29 protein-coding genes are annotated in these 25185 nt (G+C 71.5%); 24 read left to right on the forward strand and 5 right to left on the reverse strand.

What is annotated here, in order from left to right; all coding sequences use genetic code 11:
- Window positions 1–113 precede the first annotated feature (113 nt).
- The 3 genes from OG718_RS38805 (at window position 114) to OG718_RS38815 (ending at window position 2725) form a co-directional block, all read left to right on the forward strand.
- The gene (locus tag OG718_RS38805; RefSeq protein ID WP_186001183.1) at window positions 114–1145 is read left to right on the forward strand and encodes an ABC transporter ATP-binding protein; all 1032 of its coding nucleotides are present in this window, start codon (window positions 114–116) and stop codon (window positions 1143–1145) included.
- A 70-nt stretch (window positions 1146–1215) separates the two neighbouring features.
- Window positions 1216–2058, forward strand: a complete 843-nt coding sequence (locus OG718_RS38810; RefSeq protein WP_143637792.1) for an ABC transporter permease — start codon at window positions 1216–1218, stop codon at window positions 2056–2058.
- Between the two features lie 34 nt (window positions 2059–2092).
- The gene (locus tag OG718_RS38815; protein ID WP_143637790.1) at window positions 2093–2725 is read left to right on the forward strand and encodes an AAA family ATPase; all 633 of its coding nucleotides are present in this window, start codon (window positions 2093–2095) and stop codon (window positions 2723–2725) included.
- 143 nt (window positions 2726–2868) lie between these two features.
- Here OG718_RS38815 and ybaK read toward each other — a convergent pair whose 3' ends face one another.
- The 4 genes from ybaK to OG718_RS38835 all read right to left on the reverse strand — a co-directional run bounded on the left by ybaK (window position 2869) and on the right by OG718_RS38835 (window position 6961).
- Window positions 2869–3369 carry a Cys-tRNA(Pro) deacylase gene (gene ybaK / locus OG718_RS38820; protein WP_143637788.1) on the reverse strand — a complete coding sequence of 167 codons (501 nt, stop codon included), beginning with the start codon at window positions 3367–3369 and terminating at the stop codon, window positions 2869–2871.
- Between the two features lie 49 nt (window positions 3370–3418).
- Window positions 3419–4159 (reverse strand): LON peptidase substrate-binding domain-containing protein, encoded by a 741-nt coding sequence (locus OG718_RS38825; RefSeq protein ID WP_143637785.1) that lies wholly within the window; start codon window positions 4157–4159, stop codon window positions 3419–3421.
- Window positions 4160–4170: 11 nt separating this feature from the next.
- On the reverse strand, window positions 4171–5226 hold the full coding sequence (locus OG718_RS38830; protein ID WP_260695225.1) for a hypothetical protein: 1056 nt from the start codon (window positions 5224–5226) through the stop codon (window positions 4171–4173).
- 151 nt (window positions 5227–5377) lie between these two features.
- Window positions 5378–6961: an oxidoreductase gene (locus OG718_RS38835; RefSeq protein WP_143637784.1), complete on the reverse strand. Its 1584-nt coding sequence runs from the start codon at window positions 6959–6961 to the stop codon at window positions 5378–5380.
- 212 nt (window positions 6962–7173) lie between these two features.
- On the opposite strand from OG718_RS38835, the gene hisD reads away from it, so the two are divergent.
- From hisD to OG718_RS38885, 10 genes are all read left to right on the forward strand, one after another.
- A complete protein-coding gene (hisD, locus tag OG718_RS38840; RefSeq protein WP_143637782.1) occupies window positions 7174–8496 on the forward strand; it encodes a histidinol dehydrogenase in 1323 nt (440 codons plus the stop codon).
- Window positions 8493–9608: a histidinol-phosphate transaminase gene (locus OG718_RS38845; RefSeq protein WP_306940500.1), complete on the forward strand. Its 1116-nt coding sequence runs from the start codon at window positions 8493–8495 to the stop codon at window positions 9606–9608. Before hisD ends, OG718_RS38845 begins: the two co-directional genes overlap by 4 nt.
- Complete coding sequence (gene hisB, locus OG718_RS38850; RefSeq protein WP_055612125.1) at window positions 9605–10198, forward strand: imidazoleglycerol-phosphate dehydratase HisB; 594 nt, start codon at window positions 9605–9607, stop codon at window positions 10196–10198. Before OG718_RS38845 ends, hisB begins: the two co-directional genes overlap by 4 nt.
- A 4-nt stretch (window positions 10199–10202) precedes the next feature.
- Window positions 10203–10367, forward strand: coding sequence for a hypothetical protein (locus OG718_RS38855; protein ID WP_186001182.1), 165 nt, complete (start codon window positions 10203–10205; stop codon window positions 10365–10367).
- Window positions 10358–11008: an imidazole glycerol phosphate synthase subunit HisH gene (gene hisH, locus OG718_RS38860; RefSeq protein ID WP_143637778.1), complete on the forward strand. Its 651-nt coding sequence runs from the start codon at window positions 10358–10360 to the stop codon at window positions 11006–11008. Before OG718_RS38855 ends, hisH begins: the two co-directional genes overlap by 10 nt.
- 8 nt (window positions 11009–11016) lie before the next feature.
- Entirely contained in the window at window positions 11017–11748 is a 732-nt protein-coding gene (priA, locus tag OG718_RS38865) for a bifunctional 1-(5-phosphoribosyl)-5-((5-phosphoribosylamino)methylideneamino)imidazole-4-carboxamide isomerase/phosphoribosylanthranilate isomerase PriA (RefSeq protein WP_143637776.1), read from the forward strand.
- Window positions 11745–12143: a RidA family protein gene (locus OG718_RS38870; RefSeq protein WP_143637774.1), complete on the forward strand. Its 399-nt coding sequence runs from the start codon at window positions 11745–11747 to the stop codon at window positions 12141–12143. The genes priA and OG718_RS38870 overlap by 4 nt, the downstream gene beginning before the upstream one ends.
- Window positions 12140–12895 carry an imidazole glycerol phosphate synthase subunit HisF gene (gene hisF, locus OG718_RS38875; protein ID WP_266503221.1) on the forward strand — a complete coding sequence of 252 codons (756 nt, stop codon included), beginning with the start codon at window positions 12140–12142 and terminating at the stop codon, window positions 12893–12895. Before OG718_RS38870 ends, hisF begins: the two co-directional genes overlap by 4 nt.
- 142 nt (window positions 12896–13037) lie before the next feature.
- Window positions 13038–13625, forward strand: coding sequence for an ArsR/SmtB family transcription factor (locus OG718_RS38880; RefSeq protein ID WP_143637770.1), 588 nt, complete (start codon window positions 13038–13040; stop codon window positions 13623–13625).
- Between the two features lie 29 nt (window positions 13626–13654).
- On the forward strand, window positions 13655–14902 hold the full coding sequence (locus OG718_RS38885) for an MFS transporter (RefSeq protein WP_328846392.1): 1248 nt from the start codon (window positions 13655–13657) through the stop codon (window positions 14900–14902).
- A gap of 21 nt (window positions 14903–14923) precedes the next feature.
- On the opposite strand, the gene OG718_RS38890 is transcribed toward OG718_RS38885, so the two are convergent.
- A complete protein-coding gene (locus OG718_RS38890; protein ID WP_143637766.1) occupies window positions 14924–15559 on the reverse strand; it encodes a TIGR03085 family metal-binding protein in 636 nt (211 codons plus the stop codon).
- Window positions 15560–15691: 132 nt separating this feature from the next.
- Here OG718_RS38890 and hisI point away from each other — a divergent pair, with 132 nt between their 5' ends.
- The 11 genes from hisI to lgt all read left to right on the forward strand — a co-directional run bounded on the left by hisI (window position 15692) and on the right by lgt (window position 25184).
- Window positions 15692–16120: a phosphoribosyl-AMP cyclohydrolase gene (gene hisI / locus OG718_RS38895; RefSeq protein ID WP_143637764.1), complete on the forward strand. Its 429-nt coding sequence runs from the start codon at window positions 15692–15694 to the stop codon at window positions 16118–16120.
- Between the two features lie 11 nt (window positions 16121–16131).
- On the forward strand, window positions 16132–17625 hold the full coding sequence (locus OG718_RS38900; protein ID WP_328846393.1) for an anthranilate synthase component I: 1494 nt from the start codon (window positions 16132–16134) through the stop codon (window positions 17623–17625).
- Window positions 17626–17737: 112 nt separating this feature from the next.
- Window positions 17738–18379 carry a TIGR02234 family membrane protein gene (locus tag OG718_RS38905; protein WP_143637757.1) on the forward strand — a complete coding sequence of 214 codons (642 nt, stop codon included), beginning with the start codon at window positions 17738–17740 and terminating at the stop codon, window positions 18377–18379.
- A gap of 198 nt (window positions 18380–18577) precedes the next feature.
- A complete protein-coding gene (locus tag OG718_RS38910; RefSeq protein WP_143637755.1) occupies window positions 18578–18817 on the forward strand; it encodes an HGxxPAAW family protein in 240 nt (79 codons plus the stop codon).
- A 118-nt stretch (window positions 18818–18935) separates the two neighbouring features.
- Window positions 18936–19394: a DUF2752 domain-containing protein gene (locus OG718_RS38915; protein WP_328846394.1), complete on the forward strand. Its 459-nt coding sequence runs from the start codon at window positions 18936–18938 to the stop codon at window positions 19392–19394.
- A gap of 167 nt (window positions 19395–19561) precedes the next feature.
- Entirely contained in the window at window positions 19562–20371 is an 810-nt protein-coding gene (gene trpC, locus OG718_RS38920; protein ID WP_143637751.1) for an indole-3-glycerol phosphate synthase TrpC, read from the forward strand.
- A gap of 8 nt (window positions 20372–20379) precedes the next feature.
- Entirely contained in the window at window positions 20380–20667 is a 288-nt protein-coding gene (gene trpM / locus OG718_RS38925) for a tryptophan biosynthesis modulator TrpM (RefSeq protein WP_260695224.1), read from the forward strand.
- A 167-nt stretch (window positions 20668–20834) separates the two neighbouring features.
- Entirely contained in the window at window positions 20835–22127 is a 1293-nt protein-coding gene (gene trpB, locus OG718_RS38930) for a tryptophan synthase subunit beta (RefSeq protein ID WP_328846395.1), read from the forward strand.
- Window positions 22124–22939: a tryptophan synthase subunit alpha gene (gene trpA / locus OG718_RS38935; RefSeq protein ID WP_143637747.1), complete on the forward strand. Its 816-nt coding sequence runs from the start codon at window positions 22124–22126 to the stop codon at window positions 22937–22939. The genes trpB and trpA overlap by 4 nt, the downstream gene beginning before the upstream one ends.
- Window positions 22940–23096: 157 nt before the next feature.
- On the forward strand, window positions 23097–23870 hold the full coding sequence (locus OG718_RS38940; RefSeq protein ID WP_328846396.1) for a DsbA family protein: 774 nt from the start codon (window positions 23097–23099) through the stop codon (window positions 23868–23870).
- Window positions 23871–24089: 219 nt separating this feature from the next.
- Window positions 24090–25184, forward strand: a complete 1095-nt coding sequence (gene lgt / locus OG718_RS38945; RefSeq protein ID WP_328846397.1) for a prolipoprotein diacylglyceryl transferase — start codon at window positions 24090–24092, stop codon at window positions 25182–25184.
- Window position 25185: the final 1 nt, after the last annotated feature.

Below are 25185 nucleotides of genomic sequence, written 5' to 3' on the forward strand. Positions count from 1 at the left end.
GTGGGGCGTGGGGGTTGCTCGCGTCATTCCTCGCGCCTCTGACGGGGCCGATATTGGGCGTATGCCCGCCCCGGGCGTCGCCATGAGGGCGGGACCCCGTACCCTCAGTCCTCGTGAGTACGCGCACCGCACAGGGAGTCCGGAACGGGCACGGTGGGGATGTCGTGTGCGCGGTGCGGGATCTGACCAAGACCTATCCGGCGGTGCGCGGGCGGCGCGGGGTACCCGGGACGCCCGAGGTGCGGGCCACCGACGGGGTACGCCTCGACATCCGGCGGGGCGAGATCTTCGGGCTGCTCGGGCCGAACGGAGCGGGCAAGACCACCCTCGTACGGCAGCTGACCGGGCTGATGCGCCCCGACCGCGGCAGTGTCGAGATCCTCGGGCACGACATCGTGCGCCATCCCGAGCGGGCGGCGCGGATCCTCGCGTACCTGGGACAGGAGTCCACCGCGCTCGACGAGCTGACCGTGTCGCTCGCCGCGGAGACCACCGGGCGGCTGCGCGGGCTCGACGTACGCAGCGCGCGGGCCGAGCGGGACGGGGTCCTGGAGGAGCTGGGGCTCACCGCGCTGGCCTCGCGGCCGCTGAAGAAGTTGTCCGGCGGGCAGCGCAGACTCGCCTGCTTCGCCACCACGCTCGTCGGCGCACGCCCGTTCCTCGTCCTCGACGAGCCCACCACCGGAATGGACCCCGTCGCCCGCCGCGCCGTCTGGGGCGCCGTCGACCGGCGCCGGGTCGAGCACGCCACGACGGTCCTCCTGGTCACCCACAACGTCATCGAGGCGGAGACGGTCCTCGACCGTGTCGCCGTCCTCGACCGGGGCCGTGTCATCGCCTGTGACACCCCCTCCGGGCTGAAGGAGCAGGTCGCCGGCGAGGTGCGCCTCGAACTCGTCTGGCGCGAGCGCGCGCCCCTCGACGTGCCCGAGGTCGCCGCCCTGCGCGACCGGGCCGTAGAGTCGGGCCGTCGCTGGTCGCTGCGGCTCGCCCCCGAGGAGGCCCGCGCGGCCGTGGCGGCCGTCACCGGCGGCGCCGCCTTCGCGGCCCTGGACGACTTCACGCTCGCCACGCCGAGCCTGGAGGACGTGTACCTGGCGCTGGGCGGCAGCGCCGGAAACGTACGGGGGTTGGTCAAGGCATGAGCGTGCGGGCCTCCACAGCCGTACGGAACAGGTACAGGACGACAGCCGAAGCGAACAGGAGCCGCTCGACGTGAGTGTCGTACCCGCCGAGGTCCTGCCCGGCGCAGCCCGTGCGGACGGGAACCGGGTCGTGGACACCGAGGACGGAGTCCGTGCCGTCGCCGGGCTCGGGCCGCGCGCACGGCTGTGGCCCGCCCTGGCCGCCGTCTACCGGGCGCAGCTCTCCCGGGCCCGGGTGGCCCGGATCCCGCTGCTGTTCGTGGCGACCTTCCAGTCCGTCGGGATCATGGTCCTGATGCGCGGGGTCGTGGACGGCGGGGACGAGGCGCATGCCGTGGTGGCCGGATCGTCGGTCCTCGTGGTCGCGTTCGTGGCGCTCAACCTGCTCGCCCAGTACTTCGGCCAGCTGCGCGCCAGCGGCGGCCTCGACCACTACGCGACACTGCCCGTGCCGCCCGCCGCCGTCGTGCTCGGCGCGGCCGCCGCGTACGCCTCGTTCACCGTGCCCGGGACCCTCGTCACCGCCGTGGTCGGCTGCATGCTCTTCGGGCTGCCGCTGACCCACCTGTGGATCCTCATCGCCGTCATCCCGCTCGCGGGCGCCGCGCTCGCCGGGCTCGGGGCGGCGCTCGGACTGCTCGCCCCGCGGCCCGAACTCGCCACACTGCTCGGCCAGTTGGGCATGTCCGCCGCACTGCTGCTCGGAGTGCTGCCGCCGGACCGGCTGCCGCTGGTCGTCCAGTACGCGCGTGACCTGCTGCCTTCCACGTACGGCGTCGAGGCCTTCGGGCTGACCTTCGGGGCGAACCCGGAGTGGGGTGTCGTCCTGCTCGACCTCGCCGTGTGCGCGGGCGTCGGCGTCGCCTCGCTGGCCGTCGCGACCTGGGCCTACCGCCGGGCGGCCGTCCGGTGACGCGGCTGACAGGCGGGCCTGGCACGATGTCGGTGTGACCGCACCGCTGACTCCGCCGCCACCGCCGAACCACCAGCCTCCGCACCACGTCTGGCAGGCGCCGCCCCCCGGGTACGCGCCCGGTCATGAGGAGGACGGCCCCGGGATGAAGACCGAACTGCGCGAGGCCGCCGTCATCACGGTCGCGACGGCGATCGGCGGGGTGCTGCTCGGACTGCTGTGGTGCTGGCTGGCGCCGCGGGTGCCGCTGGTCTCGGACGGCGCGGCGGTCTACCCCAAGGATGTGGAGGGGGAGCAGGTCATCGGCGTGGACGGCACCTTCTCCCTGCTCGCGGTCGGCTTCGGCCTGGTCACCGCGGTGGTCGTCTTCCTTCTGCGGCGTCGCGGCGGCATCCCGCTGATCGTCGCGCTCACGGTCGGAGGCATCCTCGCCTCCCTGCTGGCCTGGCGCCTGGGCATCTGGCTCGGCCCCACCCAGGACGTGATCGCCCACGCCAAGGAGGCAGGCAAGGGCGTCACCTTCGACGCCCCGCTCGTCCTCAACGCCAAGGGCGCCCTGCTCGCCTGGTCCGTCTCGGCCCTCCTGGTCCATCTGGGCCTGACCGCTCTGTTCGCCCCGAGGGACCCGGACCCGTACGACCAGCCTCAGTTCCCTCCGCAGGCCTGACGGCCCCGGGCGACCCCCGCGGAGCGCCTACGCCGGCCGGTGCCCGTGGTTGGAGCGACCCTTCTTGACCCGCCACTTCCGCTTGCGCGTCTTCTTCGACATGTCCTCGGTACTTAACCGAGAACCGGCTCCCCGTGAAGGGGTCACGCACGTCCGACAGGAGCCAGGACCGCGTCCGTGAGCTTCGCCAGGTCCTCCGGGGCGAGCTCCACTTCGAGCCCCCGCCGACCCGCCGACACACAGACGGTGGAGTGGGCGGAGGCCGACGCGTCCAGCACCGTACGCAGCCGCTTCCGCTGCCCGAGCGGTGAGATGCCCCCACGCACATACCCGCTGGAGCGCTCCGCGGCGGCCGGATCGGCCATCGCGGCCCGCTTGCCGCCCACCGCCGTGGCCAGCGCCTTCAGGTCGAGCGAGCCCGCCACCGGCACGACGGCGACGGTGAGCTCCCCGTCGACGTCCGCGACCAGCGTCTTGAAGACCCGGTCCGGAGAGACACCCATCGCCTCGGCGGCTTCTTCGCCGTACGAGGGGTGCGACGGGTCGTGCTCGTAGGCGTGGACCGTGAACTCGACGCCCGCCGCGGTGAGCGCCACGGTCGCGGGCGTCCCGCCCGGCTGCTGCTTCTTCGACTTCTTGGCCACGACCCCTGCCCTTTGCCCTTGCCGGTCCACTTGCCCTTGACGGTCCGCGTCAGTTGAGGCTCGTCGGCCCCCGTGTCAGCTCCGACGCGGGCAACGACGGCAGGTTGCGGATGATCGCGGTCTCCGCCCGCAGCAGCGTCAGCTCCTCGCGGAGGCGGGACGCCGTGTCCGGCGCCTGGAGCAGCCGCTGCTTCGCCGGCACGTCGAGCATCGCCGCGGCCGCGACCAGGTACGAGACGACGGCCGGCTCGTCCGGCAGCTCGGCCCCGGTCGACAGGGACCGTTCCCGGGCCCCCGCGAGCCGCTTCTGATACTGCCTGAAGGCCCGCAGCACCCCTTCCGCCAGCGCGCCGGCCTCCTCGCCCGGGTCTTCCTCCAGCTCCTCCAGTTCGGCCGTCAGAAAGGCACCGGAGGCGTCCACGGAGAGCAGCCGCACCCGGGTCGTACCGGTGGCCAGCACCTCGAAGCTGCCGTCGGCCCGTTCCCGGATGGTCGCCGCGTCCGCGACGCACCCCACCTCGTGGAAGGCCTTGGCCGGGTCGTCGCCGAAGCCGGCCGCGGGCCCGCGCTGGGGCACGGCGGTCTGGTCCGGCATACCGGGCGCGGTGGACGCGACCTCGTGGCCGTCGCGGATGGCGACGACGGCGAACCGGCGCGGATCGTCCTCGGGGGTCTTCAGGAGCTCGCGCATCATCGCGCGATAGCGCTCCTCGAAGACGTTCAGGGGCAGCACGAGCCCGGGGAACAGCACCGAGTTCAGGGGGAAGAGGGGGAGCCGGACGGTGGTCACGACGAGAAAGCCTAATGGTCACCGGAGGGCGCACGTCCGCCGTGCTCACTCCGTGGATACGGAAGATCCCCGTTGCGTAGTTTCAGGGGCATGCCCGAGGCCACCTCGATCCGTATTCCGTCGCGCAGTTCGAGGAACTGGCCGAGCGGGTCGTCCGAGACGCGGTCCCAGGGGAACGAGGTGGCGTACGGCCCGATGAGGTGCAGCTGCGCCAGCGCGTCCTGCCACCGTTCGAGGCGGATCAGCACGTAGACGAGCAGGTTGCGGACCTCCGCGGGCCACGGGTCGGCGGCCGCGTACTCCCCGGAGACGGCGATCGCGAGGTCGGCCGCCGTGTCGAGGCGTTCGCGCGGCACGGCCGCTCCACCGCCCTCGGTCAGGTACGCGAAGGCCGCGCGCACCGGCAGGGCCTGGACGAGGGAGCCGGGCAGCGCGTCCTGCGCGGCCCGCTCGGCGAAGTCGAAGCACTCGCGGTGCGAGCCGTACCAGGCCGCGGACAGGTACTGGAGGGCGGCCGCATGGCAGCCGTAGTGGTGCGGGGAGCGGCGTACGGCCTCGGCCCACAGCCGCTCGAACGCGGTGTGCGGGGTGTTCGTGCCCCGGGCGTGGTCGAGCGCGATGCGCCACGGCACCGGGTCGCGCGGGTCGCCCTCGGCGGCCGCGGAGATCAGCGGCCCCACCTGGCGCAGCAGCTCGGCGCGGGCCGGCGACTCCCAGCTCCGGCACACCGCGAGCTCGGCCTTCACCAGCAGCGCGTCCGGGTCGTGCGGGGCGTCGGAGCACCAGTCGTCGAACCATTCCGTCCGGGAGCGCGCGAAGGCGGCCAGACGCGTCGCGTACCGGTCCCGGTTCTCCCACTCGGCGGCCTCCCGGGTGGTGGACAGCAGCTTCGCCGCGGTCCCGTACTCGCCGCGGCCCGCGGCGACGAGTGCCGGTCCGAGCCGCTCGTCGGGCGCGTCGAGCAGTACCTCGTCGTCGGCGGGCAGACCGGCGGCGAGGCGGGAAGTGTTCCGTGCCATCCGTGCCGTACGGAGGAACGCGCGCAGCAGTGCCATGGTGGTGCCCATTGAAAACCCGCAGGTCGGACGGGTGCCAGAGGATACGCGGTGACGCTTTTGTAACCGTATTTTGGTTGCGTGCGGAATGGTCAAGGCCAGGTAAAAGGTGACTGTTGTTCATGTGTCAAGCAGTTGTGCGCGACCCGGGAGAGAGACCTGCTCAGCCCCTGCGCAGCAGCCGTGTCGCGCCCGCCGCCACCGTTGTGGCGAGGACCCAGCCCAGCAGGATCACCACCGCGGACAGCCACTGCCAGCCGCCGCGCAGCTGCCAGTAGCCGACCTGGCCGAGATCGATGACCGGGAGCAGCAGGTCCAGGGCGAACAGCGAGGGGTTCCACGGCGGATGTTCGCCGCTTTTGAGCGGTGGATGGTCGGCGTGTGCGAAGGCTATGGAGGTCGCCGCCCACAGCACGGCCATCCAGACGGCCGCCCGCCCGGGCCGGTACCCGTAGGCGACCGTCCAGTCCTGCGCGTACCCCCAGAGCTTGGCGGCGATCGGCAGGTTCTCGCGGCGGTGGCGCTGCTTGGCGAGCAGCACCTCGCGGGCGTCCTCGTCCTCGCCGCCGTTGCGCAGCACGGTCGCCAGCCGCTCGTACGGCTCGGGGTTGTACTCCGGAGTCGCCGCGGCCACCCATTCGAGGCGCCGGGACAGCGGGAACGGGCCGCGTGGCACGAGGTACTCGTACTGGAAGCCGCCCATCTGCAGTTGGCCCGCGCCCGGCCAGCTGGTCGCGTGGTCCATCAGGTTGACCACCTTCGCGCCGTTCAGCACGACCCGTCCGCGCTGCGGCCGCTCGCCGAGGAAGCGCAGCTCGGGCACCTGGACGCGGCGCAGCGAGACCTCCTGGTCGTCCCGCAGGACGAGGCGGGCCTGCTCGAAGTCCACCGCGTCCCCGAACCGGCCGTCGTCGAGCCGGATCCCGCCCTCGCACTCGAACCGCTGGACGCGGGTGCCGCGCGCCGGGGTGCGGCCGCTGGTGTGGAGGGGGTCGCCGACGCTCGCCGGGGTCAGGTACAGCGTGCGCTCGACGGTCAGCTGCGGTGCGTTCAGCGCGCGGCGGCTCCCGTACGGGTTGGCCAGCCGGCTGCCGCGCAGACTGAGCGAGACGCCGACCTTCGCGCCGCGCAGGCTCAGCTCGCCGTGCGACTCCAGCATCTCGGCCTGGAGGTCCTGCCCGACGGTCATCCCGTCGCCGGTGAGGGAGCGCCCGCGCCGGTCCCGGTAGACGATCGCCTGGTTGAGCAGCAGATCCGTGCCGATGTGCGCGTCGGTGAGGCGTACGCCGTTGTGGAAGCGGCAGCGCGGCAGATGCAGATCGCCCTCGGTGTGCACCCGGGCCGCCTCAAGGCGCGGCACCGCGCAGTCCACCAGGCGCACGGTCGTGAACCGGGCCTCCGGCAGCAGGACCTCCTTCTCGAACCGGCAGCCCTTGATCTCGACGTACGGCTCGATCGTGCCGCCCGCGAGGTCGAGGACGTCGACGATCTGGACGCCGGTCAGCTTGAGGGAGGCGACGCGGCCGTCGAGCGCGGGCGGTCCGTCCAGCAGCAGCCAGGCCACTATCCGGGCCCGCACACTGCGCTCGGGGCCCCATGGATGGCCGCCGTGCGGATCGTCGACGGTCGTGTCCCCGGCGCGCAGGTCGTACACGCTGCCGTTGCGGAACGCCTGCCACATCCCGGCTTCGGCGGCGGTCAGGTCATCGGGCAGTTCTCCGGCGCGGACGCCGGCCCCCTGGGTCACGGTCTTCCCTTTCTCCCCCGCTACTCGCGGGTTTCGTACAGTCGTTCCTGTGATGCCCGCTGGGTGACTGCCTGAACACCAGTGGTGAAGGTGATCTTCCGGAACCCGTGCCAGGCACGAAATCGGGCCACGTGGCGACCGGTGATCCACAGCCCGTATCAGCGATTGATACAGCCGTCCGGCGCCCGAACCCCGTCTGAGAGAATTGGTTCGTGATCTCCCGAATCGATCTGCGCGGCGACGCCCTCCCCGAGGGCTCCGCCCTGCGCGACCTGCTGCCCCGAGCCGACTTCGACGTTTCGGCCGCCCTGGAGAAAGTGCGTCCGATCTGCGAGGCCGTGCATCATCGTGGCGACGCGGCGCTGATCGACTACGCGGAGAAGTTCGACGGCGTACGCCTGGAGTCCGTCCGCGTCCCGGCGCGGGCGCTCACCGACGCGCTGGAGCAGCTCGATCCGGCCGTCCGCGCGGCCCTGGAGGAGTCGATCCGCCGCGCCCGCATCGTCCACCGCGAGCAGCGCCGCACCACGCACACCACCCAGGTCGTGCCCGGCGGCTCGGTCACCGAGAAGTGGGTGCCGGTCGACCGGGTCGGGCTGTACGCGCCCGGCGGCCGGGCCGTCTACCCGTCGTCCGTGATCATGAACGTGGTCCCGGCGCAGGAGGCGGGCGTCGAGTCGATCGCCCTTGCCTCCCCGGCCCAGTCCGAGTTCGGCGGCCTGCCGCACCCGACGATCCTTGCCGCCTGCGCGCTGCTCGGTATCGACGAGGTGTACGCGGCGGGCGGCGCGACCGCCGTCGCGATGTTCGCGTACGGCACCGAGTCCTGCGCGCCCACCAACATGGTCACGGGCCCGGGCAACATCTGGGTCGCCGCCGCCAAGCGCTACTTCGCCGGAAAGATCGGCATCGACGCCGAGGCCGGTCCGACCGAGATCGCGATCCTCGCCGACGAGAGCGCCGACCCGGTGATCGTCGCCTCCGACCTGATCAGCCAGGCCGAGCACGACCCGCTGGCCGCGGCCGTCCTGGTCACCGACTCGGTCGCGCTGGCCGACGCGGTGGAGAAGGAGCTGGAGCCGCAGGTCGCGGCCACCAAGCACATCGAGGACCGGATCGTCCCGGCGCTGAGCGGCAGGCAGTCCGCGATCGTGCTGGTGGACGGCGTGGACGAGGGCCTGCGGGTCGTCAACGCGTACGGCGCCGAGCACCTGGAGATCCAGACGGCCGACGCGAGCGCGGTCGCGGACCGTGTGCGCAACGCCGGTGCGATCTTCGTCGGCCCCTGGGCGCCCGTCTCGCTGGGCGACTACGCGGCCGGCTCCAACCACGTCCTCCCGACCGGCGGCTGCGCCTGCCACTCCTCGGGTCTGTCGGTCCAGTCCTTCCTGCGCGGGATCCACATCGTCGACTACACGCGCGACGCCCTCGCGGAGGTGGCCCACCACGTGGTGGCGCTCGCCGAGGCCGAGGACCTCCCGGCCCACGGTGCCGCCGTCAAGGCAAGGTTCGAGTGGAAGGTGCCCAGCAAGTGACCGGCATCGACGATCTCCCCGTACGCGACGAGCTGCGCGGCAAGTCCCCGTACGGCGCGCCCCAACTCGACGTACCCGTACGGCTGAACACGAACGAGAACCCCTACCCGCTGCCCGAGCCGCTCGTCGAGCGGATCGCAGAGCGGGTTCGCGAGGCGGCCCGGAACCTCAACCGCTACCCCGACCGGGACGCGGTCGAGCTGCGCACCGAGCTGGCCAAGTACCTGACGAAGACCGGGAAGCACGCGGTCGGCGTCCAGAACGTCTGGGCGGCCAACGGCTCGAACGAGGTCATCCAGCAACTGCTGCAGACCTTCGGCGGGCCCGGCCGCACGGCCATCGGCTTCGAGCCCTCGTACTCGATGCACGGCCTGATCTCGCGGGGCACCGGCACCGGATGGATCTCCGGCCCTCGCAACGAGGACTTCACGATCGACCTCGCGGCCGCCGAGCAGGCGATCGCCGAGAACAAGCCCGACGTCGTCTTCATCACCACCCCCAACAACCCCACGGGCAACGCGGTTCCGCCCGAGACGGTCCTCGCGCTGTACGAGGCCGCGCAGGCGGCGAAGCCGTCGATGGTCGTCGTCGACGAGGCGTACATCGAGTTCAGCCACGGCGACTCGCTGCTTCCGCTGCTCGAAGATCGGCCGAATCTCGTCGTCTCGCGGACGATGTCGAAGGCCTTCGGCGCGGCCGGGCTGCGCCTCGGCTATCTCGCCGCGCACCCGGCGGTCGTGGACGCCGTCCAGCTCGTACGGCTGCCGTACCACCTGTCGGCGGTCACCCAGGCGACCGCACTGGCCGCCCTGGAGCACACCGACACGCTGCTCGGATACGTCGAGCAGTTGAAGACCGAGCGGGACCGGCTGGTCCTCGAACTGCGGGCGATCGGCTTCGACGTGACCGAGTCGGACGCGAACTTCGTGCAGTTCGGGCGGTTCGACGGGGAGAACGGGTCGCACATCGCCTGGCAGAAGATCCTCGACCGGGGCGTCCTGGTCCGGGACAACGGCGTACCCGGATGGCTGCGGGTCTCCGCCGGAACTCCCGCCGAAAACGACGCGTTCCTCGACGCGGTACGTGAGTTGAAGAAGGAGCAGAGCACATGAGCCGCGTAGGACGTGTGGAGCGGGTGACCAAGGAGACGTCGGTCCTCGTCGAGATCGATCTCGACGGAACCGGCAAGGTCGACGTGTCGACAGGGGTCGGCTTCTACGACCACATGCTCGACCAGCTCGGCCGCCACGGTCTGTTCGACCTGACCGTGAAGACCGAGGGCGACCTGCACATCGACTCGCACCACACCATCGAGGACTCCGCCCTCGCGCTCGGCGCCGCCTTCAAGCAGGCGCTCGGCGACAAGGTGGGCATCTACCGCTTCGGCAACTGCACGGTCCCGCTGGACGAGTCGCTCGCCCAGGTGACCGTCGACCTCTCCGGCCGCCCGTACCTCGTGCACACCGAGCCCGAGAAGATGGCGCCGATGATCGGCGAGTACGACACGACGATGACCCGGCACATCTTCGAGTCCTTCGTCGCGCAGGCCCAGATCGCGCTGCACGTCCACGTGCCGTACGGGCGCAACGCGCACCACATCGTGGAGTGCCAGTTCAAGGCGCTCGCCCGGGCACTGCGGTACGCCTCCGAGCGTGACCCGCGCGCGGCGGGCATCCTCCCGTCCACGAAGGGTGCCCTGTAAAGCCATGAGCGGCCTCTCCACCGTACTGATCGTCGTCGGGCTCTTCCTGCTCGGCGGCGTCTACTCCTTCGTCAAGCAGCAGATGCCGAAGAGTCTCATCGTGCTGCTGTCGATCGGCGCCGGCATGTGTCTTGTCGCGGGCGTCCTGAGGCTGGAGGTGTGGAATTGAGCTCCCCTTCCAAACGCGTGGTCGTCTTTGACTACGGCTTCGGGAACGTGCGCTCGGCGGAACGCGCCCTCGCGCGCGCGGGCGCCGACGTCGAGATAACGCGTGACTTCGACAAGGCCATGAACGCGGACGGCCTGCTGGTGCCGGGCGTCGGCGCCTTCGCCGCCTGTATGCAGGGGCTGAAGGAGGCGCGCGGCGACTGGATCGTCGGCCGTCGGCTCGCCGGTGGCCGGCCGGTCATGGGCATCTGCGTCGGTATGCAGATCCTCTTCGCGCGCGGCATCGAGCACGGCGTCGAGACGGAGGGCCTCGACGAGTGGCCCGGCTCGGTCGAGCCTCTGCAGGCCGACATCGTGCCCCACATGGGCTGGAACACCGTCGAAGCACCGGCGGATTCGCAGCTCTTCGCGGGCCTCGACGCCGACGCACGCTTCTACTTCGTGCACTCGTACGCCGTCCACGACTGGAACCTGGAAGTCGCCAACCCGGCGATGCGCGCCCCGCTCGTCACCTGGTCGACGCACGGCAAGCCCTTCGTGGCGGCCGTGGAGAACGGCGCTCTGTGGGCCACGCAGTTCCACCCCGAGAAGTCCGGCGACGCCGGAGCGCAGCTGCTGAACAACTGGATCGGAACCCTCTGATGCCCTCGATGTCTTCCGCGAAGCTCGAACTCCTCCCAGCCGTGGACGTCCGCGACGGCCAGGCGGTCCGCCTCGTCCACGGCGAGTCCGGTACGGAGACCTCGTACGGCTCGCCCCTGGAGGCGGCCCTCGCCTGGCAGCGGGCGGGTGCCGAGTGGCTGCACCTCGTGGACCTGGACGCCGCGTTCGGCACGGGGGACAACCGTGCGCTGATCGGCGAGGTCACCAAGGCGATGGACATCAAGGTGGAGCTGTCCGGCGGCATCCGCGACGACGCCACCCTCGCCGCGGCCCTCGCCACCGGCTGCACCCGGGTGAACCTCGGCACCGCGGCCCTGGAGACCCCCGAGTGGGTCGCCAAGGTCATCGCCGAGCACGGCGACAAGATCGCGGTCGGTCTCGACGTACGCGGCACGACCCTGCGCGGCCGTGGCTGGACCCGCGACGGCGGCGACCTCTACGAGACGCTGGAGCGCCTCAACAAGGAGGGCTGCGCGCGGTACGTCGTCACGGACATTGCGAAGGACGGCACGCTCCAGGGTCCGAACCTGGAGCTGCTGAAGAACGTGTGCGCGGCGACCGACCGCCCGGTGGTGGCGTCGGGCGGGGTCTCGTCCCTGGACGACCTGCGTGCCATCGCCGAACTCGTGCCGCTCGGTGTCGAGGGCTCGATCGTCGGGAAGGCCCTGTACGCGAAGGCGTTCACCCTGGAAGAGGCACTGGAGGCGGTGGCCAAGTGAGCGGCCTGCGACGCGTTTCGACCGGTGCCCCCTGGGAGGACGCCTTCGGGTACTCCCGCGCGGTGGAGCTGCCGAACGGGCTGGTGCTGGTCTCCGGCTGCACGTCGATAGTGGACGGCGAGATCGCCGGAGGCGGCCCGTACGAGCAGGCGGTCAACGCGTTCAACGTCGCGCTGGCGGCGCTGAAGCAGCTGGATCTCGGCCGCGAGGACGTCGTACGGACGCGCATGTACCTCACCCACGCCCGGGACGTGGAGGACGTCGGACGCGCCCACAAGGAGCTGTTCGACTCCGTCCGGCCCGCCGCATCCATGATCATCGTCTCCGGTTTCGTGGACCCCAGCCTGGTGGTCGAGGTCGAGGTGGAGGCGTACCGAGAGGCACCCGAGTCATGACCCTGGCCGTACGAGTCATCCCCTGCCTGGACGTCGACAACGGCCGGGTCGTCAAGGGCGTCAACTTCCAGAACCTGCGCGACGCGGGCGACCCCGTCGAGATGGCCAAGGTGTACGACGCCGAGGGCGCCGACGAGCTGACGTTCCTGGACATCACCGCGTCCTCGGGCAACCGCGAGACCACGTACGACGTGGTGCGCCGCACCGCCGAGCAGGTCTTCATCCCGCTGACCGTGGGCGGTGGTGTCCGCACCGCGGAGGACGTCGACAAGCTGCTGCGGGCGGGCGCGGACAAGGTCGGCGTCAACACGGCCGCCATCGCCCGCCCCGACCTGATCCGGGAGATCGCCGAGCGCTTCGGGCGGCAGGTGCTGGTGTTGTCGGTGGACGCGCGGCGGACCCCCGAGGGCACCTTCGAGGTCACCACCCACGGCGGCCGCAAGGGCACCGGCATCGACGCCGTCGAGTGGGCGCACCGGGCCGCCGAGCTGGGCGCGGGCGAGATCCTGCTCAACTCGATGGACGCCGACGGCACGAAGGACGGCTACGACATCGAGATGATCGAGGCCGTACGGAAGCACGTCACGGTGCCGGTGATCGCCTCCGGCGGCGCGGGCCGGCTGGCCGACTTCCCGCCGGCCGTCGCGGCGGGCGCGGACGCCGTGCTCGCCGCGTCCGTCTTCCACTTCGGCGACCTGCGGATCGGCGAGGTGAAGCAGGCGCTGCGGGAGGCGGGGCATCCGGTGCGGTGACGCCCCGGAGACTCGTTCACGCACAGGAGAGGTTCAGTAAGCCCCGGTCATCTGGTGGCCGGGGCTTACTCGTGGCGGGAAGGAAAAGGAAAGTTGTGCAATATATGTTGCGCAACTTTTCTTTTGTATCTACCTTGAGGGCATGGTCGAGAAGGAGAACCGCCGGATCACGGACATGGGCACGCTCAAGGCGATCGCCCACCCCCTGCGGCTGAGGCTGTACCGGTCACTGTTCGTCGCGGAGGTGGCCACGGCCTCCCAGCTCGCCGAGCAGGTCGACGAGGCCGTGTCACTGGTCAGCTACCACCTGCGCAAGCTCGCCGAGCACGGGCTGATCGAGGAGGCCGAGCCGCGCAGCGCGGACGGCAGGGAGCGCTGGTGGCAGCCCGCCTCGGAGGGCGTGAGCGTGCGGGACGAGGACTTCCGTGACGCGCCCGAACAGGCAGCGGCGCACACCGCCTTCGCCCGGCTCCTCGTCGACCAGCGCAGCGAGCTCTACCGGACGTACCTCGACGGGCGCCACGCCTGGGGTCCCGAGTGGAACCGCGCCGCCTCCGACTCCGAGACGACGCTCCGTCTGACCGCCGCCGAACTGAAGCGGCTCAACGAGGAGTTGCTCGCCCTCGCCAAGAAGTACGACGACGAGGGCCGCGCCGCCGAGGCGGCCGGTGACACCGGGGGGCGCGAGAACGTCGCGCTGCACCTGTACGGCTTTCCGTTCCGCGCCTGACAGTCCGCAGCCCGGGAGGGCACGCCAGTATGTCCACCACGTCCATACCCCTGGCCCCTGCCTCCCACGGACCGGCCCACCGTGACCCGAACGTCCTGCGCTGGCTGGGCGCCTACACCGCGTCCATGGTCGGCGACAACGTCTACTACCTCGCGCTGACCTGGGCCGCCGTGCAGGCGGGCACGCCCGCGCAGGCGGGGATCGTGGCGGCCGTGAGCGCCGTGCCGCGCGCCCTGCTGATGCTCGGCGGGGGAGTGCTGGCCGACCGGTTCGGGCCCCGGAAGGTCGTCATCGGCAGTGACGCCGTGCGGTGCGCGGCCGTGCTCGCCGTGGCCGCGCTGCTCTTCACCACCACCCCCGGGCTGTGGCCGCTCGCGCTGCTCGCCCTCGTCTTCGGCACGGTCGACGCCGTCTTCCTGCCCGCCGTGGGCGCCCTCCCGGCGCGCATCACCGGCCGCGACCAGCTCGCCCGCGTCCAGGGCATGCGCGGCCTCGCCATCCGCTCCGCCAACGTCGTGGGCGCGCCGCTCGGCGGTCTGGGCATCGCGCTGGGCGGGCCGGCCGCGGCCTTCGGACTGGCCGGGCTGCTGATCGCGGTGTCGGTACCCCTGCTCGTCTCCCTGCGGGTCGCCGACCTCCCCGGGGACGACAGGGCCGCCGCGCGCGGTACCGCCTGGAGCGACCTCCGCGACGGACTGCGCTACATCCGCGGCCACCGCGTCCTCGCTCCGCTGATCGTCGCCATCGCCCTCGGGGACCTCGGCTTCGTCGGCCCACTGAACGTGGGGCTGACCCTGCTCGCCGACGAGCGCGGCTGGGGCGCCTCAGGCGTGGGCTGGGTGCTCGCCGGGTTCGGCGTGGGCGCGGGCGCCGCCGCGCTGCTGATCGCCGTACGCGGAGGCCTTCCGCACGCGGGACGCGTCATGGCGGTGACGATCCTGGCGGGCTCGGTCGCGATGGGCGCGCTGGCCCACGTGCCGAACGTCGTCACGGCCACGGGCGTCGCCGTTCTCATCGGCCTGCTCACGGGCCTCAGCGGCGCCCTGTGCGGAGCACTGCTGCAGACCCGGTCCGACCCCGCCTACCTGGGCAGGGTCAGCTCCGTGTCCGGCATCGTCAGCCTCGGTCTCGCACCGCTCAGCATGCCGGTGTCAGCCGCCGCGATCGGCGCGTGGGGCACGGGCCCCGTCTTCCTCGTCAGCGCTGCGGTGTGCGGCCTCGGCGGGGTGCTGGCGCTGTGCGTCCGCGACCTCCGCCGGGCCGAACTTCCGAAGTAGCCGAACTCCCGAAGCGGCTGTTCAGATGCCCAGCTGCTTCGCCTCGTGCAGCTTGGCGATCGCTTCCTTGTCGCCCTCCAGTTCCACGTCGGCCGCGTTCTTGCGCCCGTACAGGAACAGCAGCAGCTCCGAGGGCTCGCCCGTGGCCGTCACGACCGGGGTGCCCCGGTGGGCGACCGCCGTCTGGCCGTTCGGGCGGCGCAGGACCAGGCCCGTGGGGGTGCCGCGGCCCATCAGACGGGCCGTGCGTTCCAGGCGGGACCAGAGGGCGTCCTGGAAGACCGGGTCGAGCTCGCGCGGAACCCAGTCGGGCTGGGCGCGGCGTACGTCCTCGGTATGGACGTAGAACTCGATCGCGTTCGACGCCTCGTCGATCTGCTTGAGGGAGAAGGGCGAGAAGCGCGGCGGACCCGTACGGATGAGCTGGATCAGCTCCTCGTACGGCTTGTCGGTGAACTCGGCCATCACCCGGTCGAGGCGTGAGGCGAGCTGCTTGATCAGGAGGCCGCCCGCGGCATCCGGGCGGCGCTCGCGCACCACCACGTGGGCGGCGAGATCACGGGTGTTCCAGCCCTCGCACAGAGTGGGGGCGTCCGGGCCCTCCGTCTCCAACAGGTCTGCGAGGAGAAGTCGTTCACGCTTGGCATGGGTCGACATGTCAGCAAGCCTACGACCGGCCCGCCGGTCCGCCCACCCGTCGAGCCGGCCACCCACCCCGATCGCGCCGCTTTTCTCTCATCCAGTGGACATCCGCCGGGAGTGCCGGACCGGCGCGGCACAATGGTCGTCATGACCAGCACGCCCCCGCCCAGCAGGCCCAGCAGCCTGGATCCCGAGATCGCCGCACGCCTCAGGCGCAGCGCCGACGGGCTCGTCCCCGCCATCGCCCAGCAGTACGACACCGGAGAGGTGCTGATGCTCGGCTGGATGGACGACGAGGCTCTGCATCGCACGCTGACGACCGGCCGGTGCACGTACTGGTCGCGCAGCCGCCAGGAGTACTGGGTCAAGGGCGACACCTCCGGTCACTTCCAGTGGGTCAGGTCCGTCGCCCTCGACTGCGACGCGGACACCGTGCTGGTCAAGGTCGACCAGGTGGGCGCCGCCTGCCACACCGGCGACCGCACCTGCTTCGACGCCGACGTGCTCCTCAAGGACGCCGAGGGCCCTGTGGACACCAAGGGCGCCGATTCCGGCGTACCGGCCGTGGATCAGTAAGGTCAGCCGCCATGGACCTCGAGACCTTCCGCAAGCTGGCCACCGACCGGCGTGTCATCCCCGTCAGCCGCAAGCTCCTCGCGGACGGCGACACGCCCGTCGCGCTCTACCGCAAGCTCGCCGCCGAGCGCCCCGGCACCTTCCTCCTGGAGTCCGCGGAGAACGGCCGCTCGTGGTCCCGCTACTCGTTCGTGGGCGTCCGCTCCGCCGCCACCCTCACCGAGCGCGACGGCCAGGCCCACTGGCTGGGCACCCCGCCCGTCGGCGTCCCGGCCGACGGCGACCCCCTCGCAGCCCTGCGCGCCACCATCGAGACCCTCCACACCCCCCACGACCTCGCCCACGACCAGGGGCTGCCGCCGTTCACCGGCGGCATGGTCGGCTACCTCGGATACGACATCGTGCGGCGCCTGGAGAAGATCGGCCCCGGCGAGCGCGACGACCTGAAGCTGCCCGAGCTGACCATGCTGCTGACCAGCGACCTCGCGGTCATGGACCACTGGGACGGCTCGGTCCTGCTGATCGCCAACGCGATCAACCACAACGACCTCGACACGGGAGTCGACGAGGCGTACGCGGACGCGGTGGCCCGCCTCGACGCCATGGAGGCGGACCTCTCGCGGTCCGTCTCGCAGCCCCCGGCCGCGCTTCCGCCGTCCGAGCTCCCCGAGTACACCGCGCTGTGGGGCGGGCCCGACTACCAGGTCGCCGTCGAGGACATCAAGGAGCGCATCCGGGCCGGCGAGGCCTTCCAGGTCGTACCCTCCCAGCGCTTCGAAACGCCGTGCACGGCAAGCGCGTTGGACGTGTACCGGGTGCTGCGGGCCACCAACCCGTCCCCGTACATGTACCTCTTCCGCTTCGACGGCTTCGACGTCGTGGGCTCCTCCCCGGAGGCCCTGGTCAAGGTCGAGGACGGGCAGGCGATGGTGCACCCCATCGCGGGCACCCGGCCGCGCGGCGCCACCGTCCAGGAGGACCAGGCCCTCGCCGACGAGCTGATCGCCGACCCCAAGGAGCGCGCCGAGCACCTGATGCTCGTCGACCTGGGGCGCAACGACCTGGGGCGGGTCTGCGAGCCCGGTTCGGTCGAGGTCGTCGACTTCATGTCCATCGAGCGGTACTCGCACGTCATGCACATCGTGTCCACGGTGACGGGCAGGGTGGCCGAAGGCCGTACGGCCTTCGACGTACTGACCGCCTGCTTCCCCGCGGGCACCCTCTCCGGCGCCCCCAAGCCCCGCGCCATGCAGATCATCGACGAACTGGAGCCTTCGCGGCGGGGGCTGTACGGAGGCTGCGTCGGATACCTCGACTTCGCCGGCGACTCCGACACCGCCATCGCCATCCGGACGGCCCTGCTCCGGGACGGTACGGCGTACGTGCAGGCCGGCGCCGGAGTCGTCGCCGACTCGGACCCGGTCGCCGAGGACACCGAGTGCCGCAACAAGGCGGCAGCCGTCCTGCGCGCCGTCCACACGGCGAACCGGCTCGGCCGACCGTAGGCCGCACATCGGCCCGGACCGCGGGAAACGCCCGTACAGCCGGACGTACGCGGACAGTGGGACGCGAGTCACGTGAGCCCCGGGTGACGGTTCGCCCGGGGTTCAGGCGATAGTGGAGTACGTGACTGCTGTTCCGCACCCCCGATCCGAAGCCCCCGGACCCGCCCGGTCCGGCCGCCGAAGCCTCGCCCTCGCCCTGCTGTTCGGCGCGCTCGGCGCGGTCGTCGCGCTGCTCGCCTCGCGGCAGGGCTGGTCGGAGGGCACCGCGACGGTGGCCGGCGGCGACTTCCCGCTGAGCGCCAAGGGCGGCGATGTGACGGGCGTGCCCGCGTCCCTCGCCATAGTGGGCCTCGCCGCTCTCGTCGCCGTCTTCGCCGTCCGCCGCGCCGGCCGTTTCCTGGTCGCCGGGCTCCTCGCGCTCTCCGGCGCGGGGACCGTCGTCTCGGCGCTCCTCGGTGCCTCCGACACCTCCGCGCTCGACGAGAAGGCGGCCCAGGCCTCCGGCGACAGCGGGGCGACCGTGGACGCCATGACCCACACCGCCTGGCCGTACGTGGCCGCGGCGGGGGGCGTGCTGCTGCTCCTCGCCGGGCTCCTCGCCCTGCGGTACGGGCGGCTGTGGCCGGCCATGTCGGGGCGTTACGAGCGCGACGGGGCTCCGCGGGTGCGCAAGCCCCGGGTTCCGGCCGACCCGGACCGGCCCGAGGAGATCTGGAAGGCGCTGGACCGCGGGGAGGACCCGACAGGGGCCTAGCACTCCGCGGGATGCCGTACGTGGGCTGCGGGCCGGTGGGTGCTGGTCGCGCCCACGCGGCGTAGCCGCACATCGATACAGCCCCGCGCCCCTTACGGGGCACCCCGGCTCAGGGCACGCATGCGAGTACGGGAGAATGGGCGACGAGCGTCCGACTCACACACGCACACAGCAACACAGATCATGAGGAGCTAAGTCATGGCGGGCACCAACCACGGTCACACTCCGGCCGCCTGGACCGGCGTCGTCATCGCCGTCATCGGTTTCTGCGTCTCCGGTGCCTTCATGGTGATGGCCAACCCGCTGGGCTTCTGGGCCGGCATGGTCGTCGTGGCCCTCGGTGGCGTGGTCGGCATGGCGATGCGTGCGGCGGGCCTGGGCAAGCAGAAGGCCGCGCCCCGGACCCACCAGGTGGCGTCCGCGTCCGCCGAGAGCTGATCCTTCACGGCGTGCCGAGAGGCGGGACCGGCTTCGAGCGCCGGACCCGCCTCTTTCGCGTACGGACGCGCTCCTTCGCGTACGCGCATGTGTGCGGTGTGCGCCCCGGCGCGGCAGAATGCGTGGGGTGAACGCCGAATCCCAGAGGGTGACGCCCGCTCCCGGATCCGTGCCGCAGGGCTCCGTGGCGCGGCGGCTCGTCGTGCCCGGCGGGATCCTCGCGGCCGTGGCCGGCGCCTTCGCGTACGTGGGAGCCGTCGATCCGAACGAACCAGGGCACTACCCCGCCTGCCCGCTGCTCCAGTACGCCGGCGTGTACTGCCCCGGCTGCGGCGGACTGCGCAGCGCGCACGCCGTCGCGCGCGGGGACCTCGTGGCGGCGCTCGGGGCCAACGCGGTCGCCGTCGTCGGGTATCTGGTGTTCGCCGTCGTGTGGACCGTCTGGGTGATCCGTACCGTCCAGGGACGGTCGCTGCGCATCGATCCCCGGCCGTCCGTCCTGTGGGGCCTGGGCGCGTTGCTGCTGGTCTTCACGGTTGTCCGGAACCTGCCGTTCGGTGGCTGGCTCCACCCTTGATCAATTGGGGAACGTCCAGGTAGTGGGACCGGCGTCAACCGGATGTGAGGCCTAAGCCCTCCTCCGGATACCATCGCAGTGACCACCGGTTTCGTCCGATGCGACGAAACCCGGGTCAACCGCAGAACCGCTTCAACTGTTCACCGTCTGGGAAGGGGGCCGCTCGCGTGAGTGTGCTCGACGAGATCATCGACGGAGTCCGTGCCGACCTCGCGGAGCGGCAGGCGCGCGTCAGCCTCGACGAGCTCAAGGAGCGCGCCGCCAAGGCTCCGGCTGCCAAGGACGGTGTCGCGGCCCTGCGCGGTGACGGCGTCAAGGTCATCTGCGAGGTCAAGCGCTCCAGCCCGTCCAAGGGCGCGCTCGCCGCGATCGCCGACCCCGCCGCACTCGCCGCCGACTACGAGGCGGGCGGCGCGGCCGTCATCTCCGTCCTCACGGAGCAGCGCCGCTTCGGCGGTTCGCTGGCCGACCTGGAGGCCGTCCGTGACCGGGTCGACATCCCGGTGCTGCGCAAGGACTTCATCGTCACCTCCTACCAGCTGTGGGAGGCCAGGGCGTACGGCGCGGACCTCGCGCTGCTCATCGTGGCCGCCCTCGACCAGCCCGCCCTGGAGTCCCTCATCGAGCGCGCCGAGTCCATCGGGCTCACGCCGCTCGTCGAGGTCCACGACGAGGACGAGGTCGAGCGGGCGGTGGACGCCGGAGCGAAGGTCATCGGCGTCAACGCGCGCAACCTCAAGGACCTCAAGGTCGACCGCGGCACCTTCGAGCGCGTCGCACCCGAGATCCCCGCGCACATCGTGAAGATCGCCGAGTCCGGCGTCCGCGGGCCGCACGACCTCATCGCGTACGCCAACGCCGGCGCCGACGCCGTGCTGGTGGGCGAGTCCCTGGTCACCGGCCGGGACCCGAAGACGGCCGTCTCCGACCTGGTCGCCGCGGGAGCCCATCCCGCGCTGCGGCACGGACGGGGCTGACGCACGGGATGTACGCCGACCGTTCCCTCGCCGCCACGACCACCCGTCCGGGCCCAGGCCCCGACGGTGGTCCGGCGCGCGTACGGTCGGCCGCCGCGGGCCCTTCGGTGGCCCGTGGCCCCTACGCACGGCTCGCCCGCGGCTGCCGTCCGCGCGGCTGCCGGGCGCCCGCGCGGCGCGTGCACGGTCGCCGGGTGCGGTACGTCATCGGTGACGAACCCGGCCAGGTCAACGGCATGCGATGGCGTCGGCGCGCACGCGCCACCGCCGACAGTGGGTTCCGCCCCGTCTCCTGACGGGAGCGCCGCCCGGTTCGGCACCGTCGATCACCGCCGTGGGGCCTCGCGCCGCCGCGGTGGAGAGTGGTACGCCTCCACATGGGTGAACCGCCGACGGCCGTGGCGCACACGTGACCGTCCATCCGACCTGTTGACCGGGGCTGACGCCCCTGCGAGGTAACCGCATGCCCAGCGAGTTCTTCATTCCCGACCCCGAGGGTCAGGTCCCCAGCGCCGAGGGGTACTTCGGCGCGTTCGGCGGGAAATTCATCCCGGAGGCGCTGGTCGCCGCCGTGGACGAGGTCGCCGTGGAGTACGACAAGGCGAAGTCCGACCCCGAGTTCGCCCGGGAACTGGACGACCTGCTCGTCCACTACACCGGCCGCCCCAGCTCCCTCACCGAGGTCCGGCGCTTCGCCGAACACGCCGGTGGCGCCCGGGTGTTCCTCAAGCGCGAGGACCTGAACCACACCGGCTCCCACAAGATCAACAACGTGCTCGGGCAGGCCCTGCTCACCAGGCGCATGGGCAAGACCCGGGTCATCGCCGAGACCGGCGCGGGCCAGCACGGCGTCGCGACGGCCACCGCCTGCGCGCTGTTCGGCCTCGAATGCACCATCTACATGGGCGAGATCGACACCCAGCGCCAGGCCCTGAACGTGGCCCGGATGCGCATGCTCGGCGCCGAGGTCATCGCCGTGAAGTCCGGCAGCCGCACGCTGAAGGACGCCATCAACGAGGCCTTCCGCGACTGGGTCGCCAACGTCGACCGCACCCACTACCTCTTCGGAACCGTCGCCGGACCCCACCCCTTCCCGGCCATGGTCCGAGACTTCCACCGCGTCATCGGCGTCGAGGCCAGGCGGCAGATCCTGGAGCGCGCGGGCCGTCTCCCCGACGCGGCCATCGCCTGCGTCGGCGGCGGCTCGAACGCCATCGGCCTCTTCCACGCCTTCATCCCGGACGCGGACGTACGCCTCATCGGCTGCGAGCCCGCCGGACACGGCATCGAGACCGGCGAACACGCTGCCACCCTCACCGCGGGCGAGCCCGGCATCCTGCACGGCTCGCGGTCCTACGTCCTCCAGGACGAGGAGGGCCAGATCACCGAGCCGTACTCGATCTCGGCCGGACTCGACTACCCGGGCATCGGCCCCGAGCACTCGTACCTCAAGGACAGCGGCCGCGGCGAGTACCGTGCCGTCACCGACGACGCGGCGATGCAGGCCCTGCGCCTGCTCTCCCGCACCGAGGGCATCATCCCGGCCATCGAGAGCGCGCACGCGCTGGCCGGCGCCCTGGAGGTGGGCAGGGAGCTGGGGCCCGACGGGCTGATCGTCGTCAACCTGTCCGGGCGCGGAGACAAGGACATGGACACGGCCGCCCGTTACTTCGGCCTGTACGACGAGGGTGCCGACGCCGTCGTCGAGGCGGACGCCGACAGCGACAACGCGGAGATCGAGGGGGACGCCAAGTGAGCGGCAACATCCAGCTGTTGAGCGACACCCTCGCCGGAGCGAAGGCGGAGGGCCGGTCCGCTCTCATCGCCTACCTGCCGGCCGGCTTCCCGACCGTCGACGGTGGCATCGCGGCCATCAAGGCGGTCTTCGAGGGCGGCGCGGACGTCGTCGAGGTCGGTCTGCCGCACAGCGACCCCGTCCTCGACGGCCCGGTCATCCAGACCGCCGACGACATCGCCCTGCGCGGCGGCGTCAAGATCGCGGACGTGATGCGCACGGTCCGCGAGGCGTACGGGGCGACCGGCAAGCCCGTCCTCGTGATGACGTACTGGAACCCGATCGACCGCTACGGCGTCGAGCGCTTCACCGCCGAGCTGGCCGAGGCGGGCGGCGCGGGCTGCATCCTGCCCGACCTGCCCGTGCAGGAGTCCGCGCTGTGGAGGGAGCACGCCGAGAAGCACGGCCTCGCGACCGTCTTCGTCGTCGCGCCGAGCAGCAAGGACGCCCGGCTCGCCGAGATCACCGAGGCGGGCTCGGGCTTCGTCTACGCGGCCTCGCTGATGGGCGTCACCGGGACGCGTGAGTCCGTGGGCGCGCAGGCCCAGGACCTGGTGCGGCGCACCAAGGCCACCACCGACATCCCGGTCTGTGTCGGCCTCGGCGTCTCGAACGCCGAGCAGGCCTCGGAGGTCGCCGGCTTCGCCGACGGCGTCATCGTCGGCTCGGCCTTCGTGAAGCGGATGCTGGACGCCCCGGACGAGGCCGCGGGCCTGGACGCCGTACGCGCCCTCGCCGCCGACCTCGCGAAGGGCGTGCGCGGCACGGCGTGACGAACGGCCGTTCACGTACAGCGGTTCACGTACAGCTGTGAGCGTGCAGTCGTGTACGTACGACTGTGCACGTACGTAACGGACAATCCGCTCACTCGAACGGGTGGACCTGGGGCCGGGGAGGCGCGGTGCGCCTCCCCGGTTCGTTCTGCGGGATGTGAGCGAGAAGAACCGTGACGGAAAGCGCACCGCCCGCGAGCGGCTGGCGGAAGAGCGAGCGAAGCAGAAGACGGCGGAGAAGCGCCGGCGCGTGCTGATTGTCGGCGGTGCCGTCGTCTGCGTGCTGGCACTGGCCGCGGTCGGCGGTGTCCTGGCCGCGAACGCCGGCAAGGACAAGACCGACACGGCGGGCCCGGTGACGGCCCCCTCGGGGGCGAACGGCGACGACAGTCTCGCCGTCCCCGTAGGCAAGGAGAGCGCCAAGTCGACCCTCACCGTGTGGGAGGACTTCCGCTGCCCGGCCTGCAAGAGCTTCGAGGACGCCTACCGCTCGACGATCCACGAGCTGACGGACGCCGGACAGCTCAAGGTCGAATACCACCTCGCGACCCTGATCGACGGGAACATGGGCGGCAGCGGTTCCCTGCGCGCGGCCAACGCGGCGGCGTGCTCCCAGGACGCCGGGAAGTTCACCGCGTACCACGACGTGCTGTTCGAGAACCAGCCCCCCGAGACGGACGACGCGTACGCGAAGAACAGCAAACTCATCGAGCTGGCTGGCAAGGTCGACGGGCTGGACACCGCCACCTTCAAGAAGTGCGTCGACGACGGCACGCACGACAGCTGGGTCGCCAAGTCCCACCAGGCCTTCCAGGGCGGCGGTTTCAGCGGCACCCCGACGGTGCTGCTGAACGGCAAGAACATCTACCAGGACCAGTCGATGACCCCGGCGAAGCTGAAGCAGATGGTGCAGCAGGCCGACAAGGCGTGAGTCGTGAAGCCTGAGGCCGGGGCGCGAGGAGCCGAGGTGCGAGACGCCGAAGTGTGAGGCCGTGGTGTGAGGTAGGGCGTGAGGCCGGTGGGCCGCGCGGCGCTTCGCGGGTGTCCCATCCGCACCTGGCGCCTCGTGGTTCTCGTCGGTCTCGTTATGGAGCCGTAGCCCGGGCGGGTTGCCGTTCGTGCCGCCCGGCAGGGTAGCGTCGACTCCGCCATGGAAATTGCCTACATCCCCAGCCCGTCGCGCGGAGTGTACGAACTATTCGGCGTCATTCCGCTGCGCGGCTACGCGTTCTGCATCATCATCGGCGTCTTCGTAGCCGTCTGGCTCGGCAACAGGCGATGGATCGCGCGCGGGGGCCGGCCAGGCACCGTGGCGGACATCGCCGTGTGGGCCGTGCCGTTCGGTCTCGTCGGCGGGCGGCTGTACCACGTCATCACCGACTACCAGCTGTACTTCAGCGAGGGTCAGGACTGGGTCGACGCCTTCAAGATCTGGGAGGGCGGCCTCGGTATCTGGGGCGCCATCGCGTTCGGCGCGGTGGGTGCCTGGATCGGCTGCCGCAGCCGTGGGGTCCCGCTGCCCGCGTGGGCCGACGCCCTCGCGCCCGGTATCGCCCTCGCGCAGGCCATCGGCCGCTGGGGCAACTGGTTCAACCAGGAGCTGTACGGGCGGGAGACGGACCTTCCCTGGGCGCTGCACATCACCTCCTCGACGGACGGCCGGGTGCCGGGCTACTACCACCCGACGTTCCTGTACGAGTCGCTGTGGTGCATCGGTGTCGCGGTCCTCGTCATCTGGGCCGACCGGCGCTTCAAGCTCGGCCACGGCCGCGCCTTCGCCCTGTACGTGGCCGCGTACTGCGCGGGCCGTTTCTGGATCGAGGCCATGCGTGTCGACGAGGCCCACCACTTCCTGGGGATGCGCCTCAACGAGTGGACCTCGATCGTCGTCTTCCTCCTCGCCGTCCTCTACATCGTGCTGTCGGCCCGGCGCCGTCCGGGACGCGAAGAGGTCGTCGAACCCGGTGCCTCCGACGGGGACACCGACGACGACGGCGCGGCGGTGAAGCTGGACAAGAAGTCCGAGGAAAAGGACTCCGAGACCAAGGACTCCGAGGCCAAGAAGTCCGAGGGCAAGAAGTCCGACGCCGGGAAGCCGGAGGACAAGAAGTCCGAGGCCGAGAAGGAAACGCTCGAGAAGGAGACGGCCGAGGCCGACTCCGGCTCCTCCGAGTCGGAGACCGCGGACTCGTCGAGTTCCGCCGAGGCGAAGGACGAAGAAGCCGGGTCGGCGAAGAAGGCCTGAC

The sequence above is a fragment of the Streptomyces sp. NBC_00258 genome (assembly GCF_036182465.1).
GTDB lineage: Bacteria > Actinomycetota > Actinomycetes > Streptomycetales > Streptomycetaceae > Streptomyces.

Excerpts from the sequence above, each read along its gene's own strand:
- OG718_RS38910 (WP_143637755.1), top strand. The coding sequence starts at position 18,578 with ATGGCGGGCACCAACCACGGTCACACTCCGGCCGCCTGGACCGGCGTC.
- OG718_RS38880 (WP_143637770.1), top strand. The coding sequence starts at position 13,038 with ATGGTCGAGAAGGAGAACCGCCGGATCACGGACATGGGCACGCTCAAG.
- priA (WP_143637776.1), top strand. The coding sequence starts at position 11,017 with ATGTCTTCCGCGAAGCTCGAACTCCTCCCAGCCGTGGACGTCCGCGAC.
- trpB (WP_328846395.1), top strand. The coding sequence starts at position 20,835 with ATGCCCAGCGAGTTCTTCATTCCCGACCCCGAGGGTCAGGTCCCCAGC.
- OG718_RS38885 (WP_328846392.1), top strand. The coding sequence starts at position 13,655 with ATGTCCACCACGTCCATACCCCTGGCCCCTGCCTCCCACGGACCGGCC.
- lgt (WP_328846397.1), top strand. The coding sequence starts at position 24,090 with ATGGAAATTGCCTACATCCCCAGCCCGTCGCGCGGAGTGTACGAACTA.
- OG718_RS38830 (WP_260695225.1), bottom strand. The coding sequence starts at position 5,226 with ATGGGCACCACCATGGCACTGCTGCGCGCGTTCCTCCGTACGGCACGG.
- OG718_RS38890 (WP_143637766.1), bottom strand. The coding sequence starts at position 15,559 with ATGTCGACCCATGCCAAGCGTGAACGACTTCTCCTCGCAGACCTGTTG.
- OG718_RS38900 (WP_328846393.1), top strand. The coding sequence starts at position 16,132 with ATGGACCTCGAGACCTTCCGCAAGCTGGCCACCGACCGGCGTGTCATC.
- trpM (WP_260695224.1), top strand. The coding sequence starts at position 20,380 with ATGTACGCCGACCGTTCCCTCGCCGCCACGACCACCCGTCCGGGCCCA.
- OG718_RS38855 (WP_186001182.1), top strand. The coding sequence starts at position 10,203 with ATGAGCGGCCTCTCCACCGTACTGATCGTCGTCGGGCTCTTCCTGCTC.
- hisF (WP_266503221.1), top strand. The coding sequence starts at position 12,140 with ATGACCCTGGCCGTACGAGTCATCCCCTGCCTGGACGTCGACAACGGC.
- hisI (WP_143637764.1), top strand. The coding sequence starts at position 15,692 with ATGACCAGCACGCCCCCGCCCAGCAGGCCCAGCAGCCTGGATCCCGAG.
- OG718_RS38915 (WP_328846394.1), top strand. The coding sequence starts at position 18,936 with ATGCGTGGGGTGAACGCCGAATCCCAGAGGGTGACGCCCGCTCCCGGA.
- hisB (WP_055612125.1), top strand. The coding sequence starts at position 9,605 with ATGAGCCGCGTAGGACGTGTGGAGCGGGTGACCAAGGAGACGTCGGTC.